A 14,269-nucleotide genomic window follows, 5' to 3' on the forward strand; every position below is an offset into this window, starting at 1 on the left:
TCGTCGCCCCGTGCGGCCTCACGCCCCCGGGAACACCAGCCGTGCCCGAGTTCCCCGCCGCGGGGCCGGTTCCAGGTGCAGCCGAGCCCCGCAGGACTGCGCCAGCGCGGTGACGATGCCCAGCCCGAGTCCGCTGCCCGCACCGGGCGCGCGGCCCAGGCCGGGCCCGTCGTCGACGACCTCCGCCGTCACCCCGCCGCCCGGGTGGTGGGTGGCCCCCAGTTCCACCACGCCACCCGGGCCCGCCGCGCGCGCCGCGTTGTCCAGCAGGTTCGCCAGCATCCGCCACACCGCGGCCTGGTCGGCGCGCACGTGCACCGGGGAGCCCGGGCGCACCAGCAACGCCGGCGCGCCCGCCCGCGCGCGGGACGCGGCGAGCCTGCCGAGCAGGCCGCGCAATTCCACCGCCACCGGTTCGCCCGGGGCACCCCCGGCCGCGACCAGCTCCAGCAGCCGCACCAGTTCCTGGTGCACCAGCTCCAGCCGGTCGCGGGCCTGCGCGGGCAGTTCCGCCTCCCCGCGCATCCCCTCGGTCAAGTAGGACGCGGCCGCCAAGCCGTGCCCCAGATCGTGCAGCAAGCCGCGCAGCCACCGGTCCACGCCGGGCGGTGCAGGCGCGGGCAAGGATTCGGTTCGCACCACCGCTCCCTCCGCTCCGAGACGCCGCGGCCGTGCTCGGGCCGCGCTACCCGGTCGTCGCGTCGACGGGGGCCGCACGTTGCAGTCTCATACCTTCAGGGGATGACCGTCACCGCAGGTCACGGAGGTGGCGCGGCGGATCCACCGGCGCGCCGAACCCGGCGGCCCCGGTCGCGGGACCGGTCACCGGCTCGCCGCGGTAGGCGGCCGCGAGGTCGGCGGCCAGCGCCGCCGACGTGTGCGCGCCGAGCACCCGCTGCCGCGCGGCGGCGGCGAGCCCGGCCGCCAGCTCGCGGTCGGCCAGCAGCCGGGACACCGCGGCCGCCAGCAGGTCCGGTCGGGCGGGCGGCACCAGCAGGCCCGTCACGCCGGGCACCACGACGTCGCCGATCGCGTTCACCGCCGTGGCCACCACCGGCACGCCCGCGCTCATCGCCTCCACCACGGCCAGCGGCAGGCCCTCGTAGCGGCTGGGCTGCACGAAGACGTCGAACGCGGGCACCAGCGCGGGCGCGTCCGCCCGGTCCCCGGCCAGCAGCACCCGCACCCCGAGGCGCGCGGCGGCCGCCCGCACCCGCGCGGCCCGCTCCCCGTCCCCGATCCACACCCCGGTCACGTCCGGGCGGTGCAGCGCCGCCAGCGCGGCCACCCAGTCCTCCGGTGCCTTCTGGTAGACGAGCCTGCCGACCGCGCCGACCACCGGAACTCCCGCGGGCAGGCCCAGTTCGCGGCGCGCCCGCACCGGATCGACCGGCACCGGTGGCACCGCGACGCCGGTGGTGCGGACCCGGTCCGGAGCGATCAGCCCGCGCCGCACCGCCTCCACCGCGACCGCCGTCCCCACGCACAGCGCCACGTCGGTGACCCGGCCCAGCGCCCGCTCCACCGCCAGGTAGGCACGGCGGCGCGGGGCGCGCTGGAACTCGTGGAACGGGAACCCGTGGTAGGAGTGCACGATCCGCCGCGCCCCGACGCGGACCGCGGCGGCCCGGCCCAGCGCGCCGGCCTTCGCGCAGTGGGTGTGCACCACGTCGAACGAGCCGCGGCGCAGCAGCCCGGTCAGCCGCAGCAGCGCCCGCACGTCGTCGGCCGGGGCGATCGGGGCGCGCAGCGCGGGTTCGAGGACGCAGGCGAGGCCCGCGTCGGCGGCGTCCCGCAGCAACCGGCCGCCGCTACCGGTGATCACGGTGACGTCGAACTCGCGCGGGTCCAGCGCCAGCGCGCCGCGCAGCGCCATCGCGCCGGCGCCGCCTTCGAGCCGGGTGATGACGGTGGCGACGCGCGGCGGCCGGTTCATCGCCGGTCCGGCGGGGACGATCGGCCGATCGTGCCGAGCTCTCCGGGCGGGCGGGCCTCGCCCGGCTGCCCGGGAGCACCCGACCTCCCGGCGTCGCCCGCCCGTCCGGACGTGCTCGGCTGCCCGGAAGCCCTCGGCGGTGCGGAAGCGCCCGGCTGCCCGGAAGCGCCCGACCGCCCGGAGACACCCCGCCGACCGGAAACACCCGGCCGTCCGGAAACACCCGGCTCTCCGGAGGCGTCCGACCGCCCGGAGACGCCCAGCTGACCGGAACCGTTCCGCTGCTCGGAGGCGCCCGGTGCCTCGGACGCGCTCCGCTGCCCGAAGCCGCCCAGCAGTCCGGAGGCGCCCAGCCCTCCGGAGACGCCCAGCCCTCCGGAGACACCCGGCCCTCCGGAGACACCCGGCCCTCCGGAGACACCCGGCCCTCCGGAGACACCCGGCCCTCCGGACGCACCCGGCCTTCCGGAGACGCTCGGCTGCTCGGACGCGCCCGGCTGCCCGGGAGCGCGCATTCCCGCCGCGGCCGCCACGCTCACCGCCTCCAGCTGGGAGTGCACCCGCAGCTTCGCCAGGATGCTGCGGGTGTGGGTGCGGACCGTCTCGGCGGAGATCCGCAGTTCCTCGGCGATGCGGCTGCCGCGCATGCCCGCCACCATGCCGCGCAGCACGTCCCGCTCCCGCTCGCTGAGCACGTCCAGCGGGCCGTCGCGGCGGGCCGCGTGCACCACGTCCGCCCGCAGTCCGCGCAGGATCTCGCCGAGCAGTTCCGGCGGGTACCAGGCGTGGCCGCGACACACCCCGCGCAGCACGGTGGTCAGCTCGTCCACCCCGCACTCCTTCGGCACCCACCCGGCGGCTCCGGCGCGCGCCGCGTCCACCGCCCGCTGCGGATCGAGCCCGCCGGTGAGCACCACGACGTGCACCGCGGGCCGGTGCGCGCGCACCGACTCCACCAGGGCGCCGGTGCAGCCGACCGGTTCCACGTCGACGGTGACGACGTCGGGGCGCAACCGGTCGACCACGGCGGGCAGCTGCGGGTCGTCGGTGGCGCACCGGCCCACCACCCACACGTCCCCCGCTTCGGACAGCCGGGCGCTCAACGCGTCGGTGAGCATGAGGTGGTCGTCCACCATCAGCAGCCGCAGCACGTTCACCACCTCACGGTCCCGCGCCGCGGCGCGGAAGTCCTCATCCAACTGCGGGAGACCGCGCGGTCGTCACCCGGCCCGCGCGCCGAGGCCGGGCCGCGCCTCGGCCGGTTCGACCCGGTGGCGGCGCGGGCTGCTCCACCGGCCGGTGGAGCGCGACCACCACGCCAGCGGGATCGCGGACAGCGCGATCGCCGAATCCAGCACCCGCATCGGCAGGAACAGCCACGCGTAGAGCAGGAACCGCGGCTGCCGCTGGATCAGCGCCACCACCGCGGTCAGCAGCAGGTCCGGCAGCACGATCCCCAGCAGCAGCGCGGGAACCGTCAGGTATCCCGACACCGCCTCGTAGGTGGCGGCGAACCACGGCAGGGTCAGCACCCCGGTCACCAGTTCCGGAACGAGCAGCACCAGCAGCACCAGCGGCAGCAGCACCAGCATGATCCCGCTGGTGAGCAGCTCCACCAGCAGCAGCGTCAGCATCGCGGTGAACAGGTTCAGCCGCGGCGGATGCCTGCGCACCGTCTGCCACAGGCCCAGCGACCACCGCTTCGACTGGCGCACGTAGTCCCGCAGCGTGCCCGGGTCCTGGGTGGCGGCGACCGCCGACGGCGTGAACCCGACCTTGCCGAGGCGCTTCTGGTAGACCTCGAAGGTCATGTTGAAGTCCTCGATGACCAGCCCCGGCGGGTTCACCTCGATGTTCGGCAGCACGTCGGTGCGGTAGACGCTGGCGAAGCCGGGCACGATGTGCGTGGCGTTGACGTGCCGCCAGGTCTGGCCGAACTTCAGCAGGTACTGGGTCATCGAGTAGATCCGCTGCCGGTGGAACGCCACCACCCGTCCGGCGAAGGACAGCGAGCGGTCCCGCCACTCGGTGCGCACGCACCCCGCGACGGCCACCACCTCCGGGTCGTCGAACAGCGGCAGCGCGGCCCGGAAGTAGCCCGGTTCCACCCTGGTGTCGGCGTCCAGCAGCATCACCAGGCGGAACCGGCGCACCAGGCGGAACCGGCGGATGCCGACCTGCAGCGCGCCCGCCTTGCCCACGTTCTCCTCGGTGCTGATCACGTTCACCCCGGCGCGGCGGGCGAGTTCGACGGTGCGGTCGGTGGAGCCGTCGGAGACGACGTGCACCTGCTTCAGCGGCACCAGCGCGGTGATCGCCCGCAGGCTCTCCTTGATGACGAGCTCTTCGTTGTGCGCGGCGATGAGCACCGCCACGTCGGTGAGCCGCAGGTTCGTGGCGCGGCGCAGCCGGTGCCGCCCGGGCAGGTCCTTCTTCTCCCGGTGCGCCTGCAGATCGGCGACCTTCGCGCGGCGCGGCACCATCCGCGCCCGGGCCGCGCCGTGCCAGCCGTCGAGCACCCGCAACAGCCCGATCATGCCCCACAGCGTGAAGTTCGCGCCGAAGACGGCGATCGCCAGCACCCACCACGGGATCATCGCCGCTCCCTCATTCGCCGACCGGCAGGCTCTCGGCCAGCCGGTTCCAGGTGGAGGTGTCCTCGTAGCCGTACATCCACAGGTAGACGCCGCGGATGCCGGAGCCGCGGGCCACTTCGAACTTCGCCTTGGAGCTCACCGAGTTCTCGAACCACACCTCGTGCTCGCGGCCGCGCTCGTCGGTGTAGCGGAACCACGGGGTCTGGCTGACCGGGTCGTAGTTCGTCTCGGCGCGGTGCTGGGTGGCGAGCTGGAATGCCTGCAGCCAGGTGACGTTGGTGCCGTGCTCGCCGACCCAGTCGTAGCCGTAGAGCGGGATGCCGAGCACGATCCGCTCCGGCGGGATCTGCGACTTGGCGTACTGCACGACGTCGCGCACCCAGCCGATCGGCGCGACCGGGCCGGGCGGCGAGGTCCCCCAGTGGAAGTCGTAGCCCATCAGCCGCACCTGGTCGGCGGCCCGGCCGATGACGGCGAAGTCCTGGGCGACGTTGCGCTCGTCGTAGCCCTCGTCGCTGGCCTTCGCGAACACCGCCACCGAGAGGGTCTTGCGCTCGGCGCGCAACGCCGCGCCCAGTTCGGTGACGAACGCGCCGAACGCCTCCCGGTCCCCGGAGCGCAGGTTCTCGTAGTCGATGTCGATGCCCGCGTAGTCCTCGCGCTCGACCAGCGCGACGATCTCCCGCACGTGCCGGTCCCGCAGCCGCGGGTCGTGCAGCACCTTCGCGACCGGTTCGTACGCCCAGCGCCCGTCGGTGATGTTGGCCAGCGAGGCCACCACCGGCACGCCGGCTTCGCGGAGCTTGCCGACCTGCTCGGCGACTTCGGCGGTCCGGTCCGGCGGGAACTGGTGGGTGATCCGGCCGTCGTCGCCGAGCCCGTAGATCCACGGTGAGACCTCGTTCACCGAGTCCCGGTTGGCGACGACGGTGGTGGTGCCGTTGCCGAGGTTCCAGAACGGCAGCGACGCCACCACCAGCGTGCCCGGTTTCGACGGCGACATCATCCGCGGCGCCGCCATCACGACCACCAGCAGCGCGGCGATCGCGATGAGCGCGATGAACCAGATGGAGCCGCCGAAATGCCGGACCCGCCGCGCCCGCGGGCTGCGGCCCTGCTCCGGTGGCCAGGACCGCGGGCCGGTCGGTTCCGGTTCGTCCGGGCCGGCACCGGCCCAGGTCCGCCGCCACCAGGCGGTGAGCTTCGCGCCGAGGCCTTCGCGCCCGGCGCCGTCCGCGGTCGCCACGCCATGTCGTTCTCCTTCCCGCACCCCGTCGTCGCTCATCGCCGCCCGCTCACGCCGAGACGACCTGCGCGGCGCGCGTCTGCTCGTCGATGACGGCGCGGATGATGTCGTCGAGGGTGTGCGCGGGCTGGAACCCGATCAGCTCGCGGGCCTTCCCGCAGTCCGGGACGCGACGTTGCAGGTCCTCGTAGCCGGGGCCGTAGGCGTCCTCGTAGGACATCTTCACCACTCCCGCCCCGGATCCGGTCAGCTCCAGCACGCGGCTCGCCAAGTCCATGATGGACACCTGCTCGGTGCTGCCGAGGTTGACGGCGGTGCCGTTCGCAGCGGGCAGCCGGGCCAGCCGCACCAGGGCGGGCACCACGTCCTGCACGTGGCAGAAGCAGCGGACCTGGTGCCCGGTGCCGAACACGGTGAGCGGCCGGTCCTGCAGCGCCTGGCTCACCAGCCGCGGGATCACCATGCCGTAGCGGCCGCTCTGCCGGGGCCCGACGGTGTTGAACAGCCGCACGATCACCGCGTCCAGCCCGAGTTCCCGGACGTAGCAGCAGGTGAGGCTCTCGTCGATGGCCTTCGCCTCGGAATAGGTCCAGCGGGTCTTCAGCGGCGAGCCGATCAGCCGGTCGTCGGTCTCGGCCAACCCCGGTTTGGTGTTCTTGCCGTAGATCTCGCTGGTGGAGGCGACCAGCACCCGCGCGCCGTGGCGGTGCGCCGAGTCGAGCACGTTCTCGGTGCCGTGCACGTTGGTGAGCAGGCTGCGCAGCGTGCGCTCCTGGATGACGAAGGCGCCGACCGCGGCGGCCAGGTGGAACACCACGTCCACTTCGGACACCAGGTCGTCGACGAGGGAGCCGTCCAGGATGGTGCCCTGCACGAAGCGGAACTCGGGCGCGCCCTCCGGCAGGTTCTCCCTGCTGCCGGTGCTGAGGTCGTCCACCCCGAGCACCGTGTTCCCGTCGGCCAGCAGCCATTCCACCAGGTGCGAGCCGATGAACCCGGCGGCTCCGGTGACCAGCGCCTTCATCGGACCCCTCCGCCCTGCTCGGTGGCCAGTTCCCGGGGCGCGCCGCGCCTGCCTCCGGAGCGCAGCCGCTCGTAGAGGTCGTCGATGCGGCCGGTGACGGCCTCGATGCCGTACAGGTCGCGGATCACCGGCACGTCGCCGCGCGGGCGCCGGTCGGTGACCTCGGCGGCGATCTCCGAGCGCATGCCCTCGACGTCGCCGGGGACCTGCCGGGCCCGGTCGGTGTGCACGCCCTCCAGCGCCGGGCAGGTCGTGTACAGCACCGGCATGCCGTTGGCCAGCGCCTCCAGCACCGACAGCCCGAAGGTCTCCTGCTTGGAGGACGCCACGAACAGGTCGAACGCCGACAGCATCGCGGAGACGTCGTGGCGTTCCCCGGCGAACACCACGTGGTCGGCGACGCCCAGCGCGGCCGCCTGCCGCTCCAGCCGCTCCCGTTCGGCGCCACCGCCGACGACCAGCAGCTTCGCCCCCTCGCCCAGCAGGGGTGAGGACGCCTCGATGACGAGGTCGAAGCGCTTGTTCGCGTCCAGCCTGCCCAGCACGCCGATCACGTGCGCCCGGTCGTCGATGCCGTGCTCGGCGCGCACCCGCGAGCGCGCGTCCGCGTCGAAGGCGACGCGGCCGAAGTCGACGCCGTTCGGGATCACGGTGATCTTCTCGGCGCGCATCCCCCAGTTCGCGAGCCGGTCCGCCACGGTCTCCGACACCGCGATGGTCCGCTGCGCGAACACGTCGGTGCCCAGGTAGAGGCCGCGCACCCCCGCGGTCATCCGCCTGCGCTCCAGGTGCGTCTCGCCGATCGAGTGCTCGGTGCCGACCACCACCGGCGTGCCCGCGAGACGGGCGGCGAGCTTGCCGTAGACGCAAGCCCGGTACAGGTGGGTGTGCACCACGTCGTAGCCGCCCTCGCGGATCAGCGAACGCATCCTCAGCACCGCGCCCAGCTGGGTGTTGCTGGTCATGCCGAGGTCGCGGACCCGCACCCCGTCCCCGGTGATCATGTCGGCGACGTCGCCCGGGTTGTAGAGCGCGAGCACGTCGGCGTCGTGCCGGGTGTGCTGCAGGATCGATCTGAGCTGCAGCTCGGCACCGCCGACCCCCAGACCGGTGATCACGTGCAGAACCTTCATTCCTGGTCTCCCCCCATCGCGGTGGCCAGCACGATGCCGACCGTCCTGGCCACGACCACCACGTCCAGCCACGGCGTCCAGTTCTCGATGTAGCGGTTGTCGAACTCGGCCCGGTCGGGGATCGAGGTGTCCCCGTGCAGGCCGTGCACCTGCGCCCAGCCGGTCATGCCGCCGCGCACCCGGTGCCGGTCCCGGTAGCGCGGGATCTCGCGGGCGAAGCGCTCGGCGTAGCAGGGCCGTTCCGGTCGCGGTCCCACCACCGACATCTCGCCGCGCAGCACGTTGCCCAGCTGCGGCAGCTCGTCGAAGTGCGTGCCGCGCAGCCAGCGGCCCAGCCGCGTCGTGTCGGCCGGGCGCACCGCCCAGCCCTGCGCGGTGCCGCCGGGCACGGTGCGCAGCTTCACCACGGTCGCCGACCGGCCGGGACCGGTGACCCGGCGCTGCCGGAACAGCGCGGCCCCGCCACCGCCGAGCCGCACCGCGGCGGCCAGCACCAGCAGCAGCGGTGCCAGCACCACCAGCAGCGCCCCGGCCAGCAGCACGTCGGACGCGCGCTTGAGCAGGGCGGCGGCCGCGGTGTGGTTCCAGCGGCGCAGCGGCACCAGCGGAATCCCCCAGATCTCGTCGAGCAGCCGCGACGGCACCGCCACGCCCAGCTCCGGCAGCGCGGGCACCAGGTGCACCGCGGCGGGCAGCGGGCGGCAGTCCCGCACGATGCCCACCAGGTCCGCTTCGGTGTCCGCGGCGCACAGGACCACCCGGGTGGCGCGGTACCGCGCCACGAGCTCGGCCAGCTGCCGCGGCCGCCCCGGTACCGGCGCCGCGGCGAGCACCGGGTCGTCGGCGAGCAGCAGCGGCCGCAGCCCCAGCTCCGGGTGCTCCAGCAACGCGCGGGAGATCCGCACCCCGGTGGCGCCGGCGCCCACGACCAGCACCACCTCCACCAGCAGCCCGCGCCGGTGCGCGGCCCGCAACCCGGCGACCCCGGCGATGCGGGCCAGCACCAGCGCGCCCGCCCCGGCCGGCACCAGCACCCCGGCGCCGGTCCAGGGCAGCAGCAGCGCGGCGGGCACCGCGGCGTCGAGCGCCAACCGCGGCACCTGGTCGCCGACGCGCAGGCAGAGCCGCGCCCGGTGCCCGCCGTCGATCCCCACCGCCACCAGCGCCGCCGCGACGTACAGCGCCGCGAGCAGCGCGGGCACGCCCAGCACGAGCACCACCGCGGTCAGCGCGACCACGTCGACCAGCGGCCACAGCACCAGCGGCAGCAGCCGCGGTGCCGCGCGCGCCCCGGACCGCTCCGGGGCCCGCCACCGGCACCGCACCGGACCGGGACCGGACCGCAGGTCGGTGATGCTCATCCGGCCGCCCCGGCCCGGACCCGCCGCGCCCCGGACGTCGAGGTCAGCCGGGCTCCGACGCGCCGCACCGCGTGGTCGGCGCCGTACACGAACCGCATCACCGGGCCGTGGCTCGGCGTCACGGCGGCACCGATGAAGAACAGGCCCGGCACCGAGGACTCGAAGTCGGCGCCCACCCGCGGCGTGCGGTCCAGCGTCCGCAGCCGGGACCGCAGCCGCGGGTTCACGAACCCGAGCCGTTCCAGGTCCGGCGGGTAGCCGGTCGCGCAGATCACGTGGTCGGCGGTGAACTCCCGGCCCCCGCCGCCGAAGGTGCGCACCCCCAGCCGCACCTGGTCGCCCACGGTCTTCGCCCAGTCCACGGTGTGCCCCACGTGCACCGGCAGCACCCCTTCGACGCGCTCCCGCAGCCACCAGCCGCCCGCGGGCCCGAGCGCGGTGCGCGCCCGCAGCACCCGCTGGCTCTCCGGCAGGTGCCGGAACAGGTCGGGGTGCTCGGAGTAGAACCAGGTGGACAGCCCGGAGCCGAGGCCCGCTTCCGGTTCCCGCACCCGGCGCAGCAGCGGCCGGTCCGGCAGCAGCGGCCGCCCGTTCCACACCACGTTCCGGGCGCGGGCGATCAGCCGCACGTCCGCACCGTGCTCGTGCAGCAGCGCCGCCGATTCCAGCGCGGACTGCCCGGCGCCGACCACCAGCACCGCGGCGCCGTCGAAGCCGGACAGGTCGGTGTGCTCGGAGCTGTGCGTGCACAGTTCGGCGGGCAGGTCGGAGAACACCTCCGGGGTGCGCGGGAAGTGCTGCACCCCGGCGGCGATCACCACCGAGCGGGCCTTCGCGGTGCCGCCGTCCTCCAGCGCCAGCTCGAACCCATCGGCCTTCTGGTCCACATCGGACACCAGGACCTCCTCCACCTCCAGGCCGCGCTGCTCGCGGAACCAGTCGGCGTAGGCGATGAAGTTCTCCAGGGACACCGGCACGCCGTAGTCGGCGTAGCCGTGCCCGATCTCCTGGCAGAAGTTCCGCAACGTGTGCGACCGGTCCGGATCGGACAGGTTCGAGGCGAAGCCCTGCGATTTCAAGAACATGCCGCGCGGCATCCTGCTGCGCCACAGGTCCATCGGGATGCCGAACTGCCGGTAGCTGACCCCGGCCGACCGCAGGTGCGCGGCCAGCGACAGCCCGTACGGACCGGCGCCCACGATGGCGACGTCGACGGTGTCGTTCATCTCTGTCCCTCCTCGACCGCATACGGCGACCGTCGCCGCTGCCGAATCACCGCGTCCCGCTCGCGTTCGCGGTACCGCGGGGGTTCCACCACCTGGGCCTCCGCGCGGGGCGCGAACCGGCGGGTGAGGGCGCGCCGGCCCATCCACCCGCACATCAGCGCGAACGGGGCCAGGTCGTCGCGGGCGAACCACGCGAGTTCGTCCGCCCGCCACACCGACCGCGCCCACTGCCGCAGTCCCAGGTCACCGCGGCGCCAGTAGCCGACGGCGCCGAGCGGGTCGTAGTTCTCCACCAGAAACCGGCGGCCCACCGGCGGCAGGCCCTCCGGCACCGGCTGCCCGGTCAGGTCCAGGTACGCCGCCAGCACCACGTCGATGCCCGCGGAATCGCGGAACAACCGGAATTGCGCGCCCAGCCGCGGGTTGAAGTCCAGCAGCCGGTAGCTGCCGTCGCGGTGGTCGAACCGGAAGTCCAGGTCGGCGATGCCGCGGAAGTCCAGGCGCCGCAACAACTCCGTCGCCTGCGCGCGCAGCACCGTGTTGGACAGGCAGCGGCCCAGCGTGGTCAGTCCCGCGTGCGCCGGGTAGGAACGCAGCTTGACGCCGGTGAACGCGGGACGGCAGCCGCCGGAACCGCGGTAGGCGTGGAAGAACCAGTCGTTGCCGCTGCCGCCGGGCACGTACTCCTGCAGCATCAGCAGGCCCGCCCGCTGCTCCCGGGTCTCCTGCTCGTCCCACACCTCGCCGAGCTCCCGCAGGTCCTGCGGGGTGCGCAGGATCGAGGTGCTGCGGACCTTCGCCCGCCCGCCGGAGGTCCACGGCGTGGCGAGCTTCGCCACCAGCGGGAAACCGGTCTCGGCGGCGAACTCGGCGGCCTCCGCCCTGGTCCGCACGAGTTCGGCGCGCGGGGTCGGCACCCCCAGGTCCCGGCACACGTCCTGCAGGGTGAACTTGCCCGCCACCTCCCGCGGCAGCTCCGGCGGCGGGTCCGGGAAGCGGAACCAGTGCCGCAGCGCCGCGCCGTGCTCGGCCAGGTGGATCGCGGCGGCGTCATCGGTGGGGAACAGCACCGCGGGCCTGCCGAGCTTCTCGGCCAGCGCCGCCAGCCCCAGGTTGATCCGCTCCGGATCGGCGAGCTCCGGGCGCCACCACCAGCGGCCGCGCAGGTAGCGGGAGTGCGCGGCCGGCGCCATCGGGTCCTCGTGCACCGCGTACACCGGCACCCCAGCGCGGCCCAGGCTGCGGATCAGCCCGAGCCCGCCGTGGTGCAGCACGTTCGGGTCCAGCTTGAACACCACCGCGGGTGTGGCGGTGTCCATGCCTGCCGGTTCCGGGGCGCGCATCCCTCACACGACCTGCCGGTGCGGGGCCAGGTCGAACTGGTAGGTCGCGTCGAGGACCTGCGGGCAGTCGCCCGCCCACGAGTAGTCCAGCCCCGGGTGCACGGTGTGCACCACGACCAGGTCCCAGTCCGCGCCGCGCGGTTCCGGTTCCCCGGCGAGCACGGACCCGTCCGGCAGCACGACCTCGGGGATGAGCGGATCGTGGTAGCGCACGTCCGCTCCCAGCCGGGTCAGCCCGGCGATGATCGGCAGGGCCGGGGACTCCCGCAGGTCCCGCACGCCCGCCTTGTAGCTCACGCCCGCAATGAGCACCCGCGCCCCGGCGGACGCGGTGCCCGCGGCGGCCAGCAGCTGCTCGGCGCGGCGCACGACCTGGTCCGGGCGCAGGTCGATGGACCGCATCGCCTGGTCGATCATCGGCGCGGCCACGCCGCGCTCCCGCAGCTGCCACAGCAGGTAGTGCGGATCGCAGGGGATGCAGTGCCCGCCGACGCCGGGCCCGGGGAAGCTGCCGAGGAAACCGTACGGCTTGGTGCCCGCCGCGATCGTCACCTCGATCGGGTCCAGCTCCAGCGCGCCGCAGATGTCGGCCATCTCGTTGGCCAGCGCCAGGTTCACCGCGCGGAAGATGTTCTCGTACAGCTTGGTCAGCTCCGCGGCCTCCGGGGAGCTCACCAGGTACACCGAGTCGGTGAGATCCCCGATGATCCGCGCCGCCCGCGCCGAGCACTCGGGGGTGACCCCGCCGACGATGCGCGGGGTGTGCCGCTGCGAGTGGTCGTGGTTGCCGGGGTCGATGCGCTCCGGGCTGAACGCCACGTGCACCTGGCTGCCGACGGCCAGCCCGCGCTGCCGCAGCGGTTCCACCAGCAGTTCCCGCGTGGTGCCGACGAAGGTGGTGGAGGTGAGGATGATCGTCTGGCCGGGCCGGGCGTGCGCCACCGCGGTCTCACAGGCGGACCGCAGCGGCGCCAGGTCCGGGATCCGCTCGTCGTCGACGGGCGTCGGCACGCACACCACCACGGTGTCGGCGTCGGTGAGCGCGGCCGGGTCCTCGGCCAGCTGCAGCGTCCCGTCGGCCAGCGCCTCGCGCAGCACCGCCCGCTCCCCGTCCGGCAGGTCCACGTCCCCGTCGGCGATGTCGCGCAGCCGCCGCCCGCTGACGTCGACGCCGACGACGCGGGAGCGGCGGGCGGCGAGCCCGCAGGCGGTGGGCAGCCCCACGTAGCCGAGCCCGAGGATCACCACCGAACCCTGCCGGGCGTCCGGCAGCGGGGTGTCGATCCCGGTGGCGCGGCGGACCGCGTCCTCCTCCGACCGGTCCTGGTAGGCCACCAGCCGGTCGGACAGCTGGCGTTCCCGCCCGTTGACCGCCAGCGCGAGGTGATGCTGGGTCACGTTTCCTCCCCCGATCGCGCGTGTCCCCTGCCGGGCCGGGGCGTGCGCCGCCCGCCGGTGCCCGGTGTCGCCGTGTCCGGCGCGGCGGTCTCGGCCCCCACCTCGATCCGCCGCGCCGGCCGGTTGCGGGCTTCAGAATCGCAGCTCAGCGGGGTCGGACCGCTCCCCCAACGGCGGTAGCGCCCCTACCGAAACCGCAGGAATCCGGCATCCGCCGTGCGGTGCGCGAGGCCGTGCCGGACCCGTTTCGCGTCGAGCCGCAGCGTTCCGTCGCGGTCGCCGACGTAGGTGCGGGGCAGCGCGTGCGGCCCGGACAGCGGGGAACGCCAGATCGCGCAGCCGTACCCGTAGCCCGCTTCGCGGACGGCGGCGACGACGGCCGCGTCGACCGCGCCGTACGGGTAGCAGAAGCCGTCGACCGGCTGCCCGGAGACGGCCTGCAGCACCGGGCGGCTCTTGCCGACCTCCGCGGCGAGCTCCGCCGGTTCCAGTTCGGTGAGCCTGCGGTGCTGCACGCTGTGCGAGCCGATCTCCATCCCGGCGGCGGCGACCTCGGCGACCTGTTCCTCGGTCATCAGCGGTTTGCGCGGTCCGGCCGGGTCCCACCGGTTGTGCCCGCCGAGCATCCCGGCGATCACGAACACGGTCGCCGTCCAGCCGAAGCGCCGCAGCAGCGGCTGCACCACCTCGGCGAAGTCGGTGTAGCCGTCGTCGAAGGTGAGGCCCACCAGCCCGCGGGCGCGCCCGGCCCGCCGCGCCGCCAGCAGCTCCCGCATCGACACCCCGGTGCAGCCGCGGGCCCGCAGCCACCGCAGCTGCCGCTCGAACCGCGCCGGGTCGACCGTCACCAGGTACGGATCGTCGGTGTACTCGGACACCGAGTGGTACATCAGCACGTACGGGAACGACTGCGGCGCCCGCTGCCGGGTGGCCGCTCGCTGAGTCCGGATCATCGCCGGCCGCCTTCCTGGTCGCGGTCCTCGGCGGACCGTCGCACGCGGCGGG

The 14,269-nt window shown here is 74.5% G+C and carries 12 protein-coding genes; all 12 read right to left on the reverse strand.

Annotated features, from left to right (window positions below):
- Positions 1 to 18: 18 nt before the first annotated feature.
- The 12 genes from AC29IT_RS02815 to AC29IT_RS02870 all read right to left on the reverse strand — a co-directional run bounded on the left by AC29IT_RS02815 (position 19) and on the right by AC29IT_RS02870 (position 14,217).
- Positions 19 to 639, reverse strand: a complete 621-nt coding sequence (locus tag AC29IT_RS02815) for a sensor histidine kinase (protein ID WP_488217700.1) — start codon at positions 637 to 639, stop codon at positions 19 to 21.
- Positions 640 to 748: 109 nt separating this feature from the next.
- Positions 749 to 1,936, reverse strand: a complete 1,188-nt coding sequence (locus AC29IT_RS02820) for a glycosyltransferase (RefSeq protein WP_488217701.1) — start codon at positions 1,934 to 1,936, stop codon at positions 749 to 751.
- Positions 1,933 to 3,093 carry a LuxR C-terminal-related transcriptional regulator gene (locus tag AC29IT_RS02825; protein WP_488217702.1) on the reverse strand — a complete coding sequence of 387 codons (1,161 nt, stop codon included), beginning with the start codon at positions 3,091 to 3,093 and terminating at the stop codon, positions 1,933 to 1,935. The genes AC29IT_RS02820 and AC29IT_RS02825 overlap by 4 nt, the downstream gene beginning before the upstream one ends.
- A 63-nt stretch (positions 3,094 to 3,156) precedes the next feature.
- Positions 3,157 to 4,533 carry a glycosyltransferase family 2 protein gene (locus AC29IT_RS02830; RefSeq protein WP_488217703.1) on the reverse strand — a complete coding sequence of 459 codons (1,377 nt, stop codon included), beginning with the start codon at positions 4,531 to 4,533 and terminating at the stop codon, positions 3,157 to 3,159.
- Positions 4,534 to 4,543: 10 nt separating this feature from the next.
- Positions 4,544 to 5,779 carry a glycosyl hydrolase family 18 protein gene (locus tag AC29IT_RS02835; RefSeq protein ID WP_358444226.1) on the reverse strand — a complete coding sequence of 412 codons (1,236 nt, stop codon included), beginning with the start codon at positions 5,777 to 5,779 and terminating at the stop codon, positions 4,544 to 4,546.
- Positions 5,780 to 5,828: 49 nt separating this feature from the next.
- Entirely contained in the window at positions 5,829 to 6,803 is a 975-nt protein-coding gene (locus AC29IT_RS02840; protein WP_488217704.1) for an NAD-dependent epimerase/dehydratase family protein, read from the reverse strand.
- A complete protein-coding gene (locus AC29IT_RS02845) occupies positions 6,800 to 7,936 on the reverse strand; it encodes a glycosyltransferase (protein ID WP_358444232.1) in 1,137 nt (378 codons plus the stop codon). Before AC29IT_RS02845 ends, AC29IT_RS02840 begins: the two co-directional genes overlap by 4 nt.
- Positions 7,933 to 9,297, reverse strand: a complete 1,365-nt coding sequence (locus AC29IT_RS02850) for a sugar transferase (protein ID WP_358444235.1) — start codon at positions 9,295 to 9,297, stop codon at positions 7,933 to 7,935. Before AC29IT_RS02850 ends, AC29IT_RS02845 begins: the two co-directional genes overlap by 4 nt.
- The gene (locus AC29IT_RS02855) at positions 9,294 to 10,523 is read right to left on the reverse strand and encodes an NAD(P)-binding domain-containing protein (protein WP_358444238.1); all 1,230 of its coding nucleotides are present in this window, start codon (positions 10,521 to 10,523) and stop codon (positions 9,294 to 9,296) included. The genes AC29IT_RS02850 and AC29IT_RS02855 overlap by 4 nt, the downstream gene beginning before the upstream one ends.
- Positions 10,520 to 11,842, reverse strand: a complete 1,323-nt coding sequence (locus tag AC29IT_RS02860) for a carboxylate--amine ligase (protein ID WP_358444241.1) — start codon at positions 11,840 to 11,842, stop codon at positions 10,520 to 10,522. Before AC29IT_RS02860 ends, AC29IT_RS02855 begins: the two co-directional genes overlap by 4 nt.
- Positions 11,843 to 11,869: 27 nt before the next feature.
- Complete coding sequence (locus tag AC29IT_RS02865; RefSeq protein ID WP_358444244.1) at positions 11,870 to 13,264, reverse strand: nucleotide sugar dehydrogenase; 1,395 nt, start codon at positions 13,262 to 13,264, stop codon at positions 11,870 to 11,872.
- Positions 13,265 to 13,449: 185 nt separating this feature from the next.
- A complete protein-coding gene (locus tag AC29IT_RS02870; protein ID WP_358444247.1) occupies positions 13,450 to 14,217 on the reverse strand; it encodes a polysaccharide deacetylase family protein in 768 nt (255 codons plus the stop codon).
- Between the last annotated feature and the right edge of the window lie 52 nt (positions 14,218 to 14,269).

This window comes from Saccharopolyspora sp. MMCC62, from assembly GCF_057736575.1.

What these genes read in the sequence shown, in the direction of transcription:
- AC29IT_RS02820 (WP_488217701.1), bottom strand. Translation starts at nt 1,936, where the DNA reads ATGAACCGGCCGCCGCGCGTCGCCACCGTCATCACCCGGCTCGAAGGC.
- AC29IT_RS02855 (WP_358444238.1), bottom strand. Translation starts at nt 10,523, where the DNA reads ATGAACGACACCGTCGACGTCGCCATCGTGGGCGCCGGTCCGTACGGG.
- AC29IT_RS02870 (WP_358444247.1), bottom strand. Translation starts at nt 14,217, where the DNA reads ATGATCCGGACTCAGCGAGCGGCCACCCGGCAGCGGGCGCCGCAGTCG.
- AC29IT_RS02840 (WP_488217704.1), bottom strand. Translation starts at nt 6,803, where the DNA reads ATGAAGGCGCTGGTCACCGGAGCCGCCGGGTTCATCGGCTCGCACCTG.
- AC29IT_RS02860 (WP_358444241.1), bottom strand. Translation starts at nt 11,842, where the DNA reads ATGGACACCGCCACACCCGCGGTGGTGTTCAAGCTGGACCCGAACGTG.
- AC29IT_RS02830 (WP_488217703.1), bottom strand. Translation starts at nt 4,533, where the DNA reads ATGATCCCGTGGTGGGTGCTGGCGATCGCCGTCTTCGGCGCGAACTTC.
- AC29IT_RS02845 (WP_358444232.1), bottom strand. Translation starts at nt 7,936, where the DNA reads ATGAAGGTTCTGCACGTGATCACCGGTCTGGGGGTCGGCGGTGCCGAG.
- AC29IT_RS02850 (WP_358444235.1), bottom strand. Translation starts at nt 9,297, where the DNA reads ATGAGCATCACCGACCTGCGGTCCGGTCCCGGTCCGGTGCGGTGCCGG.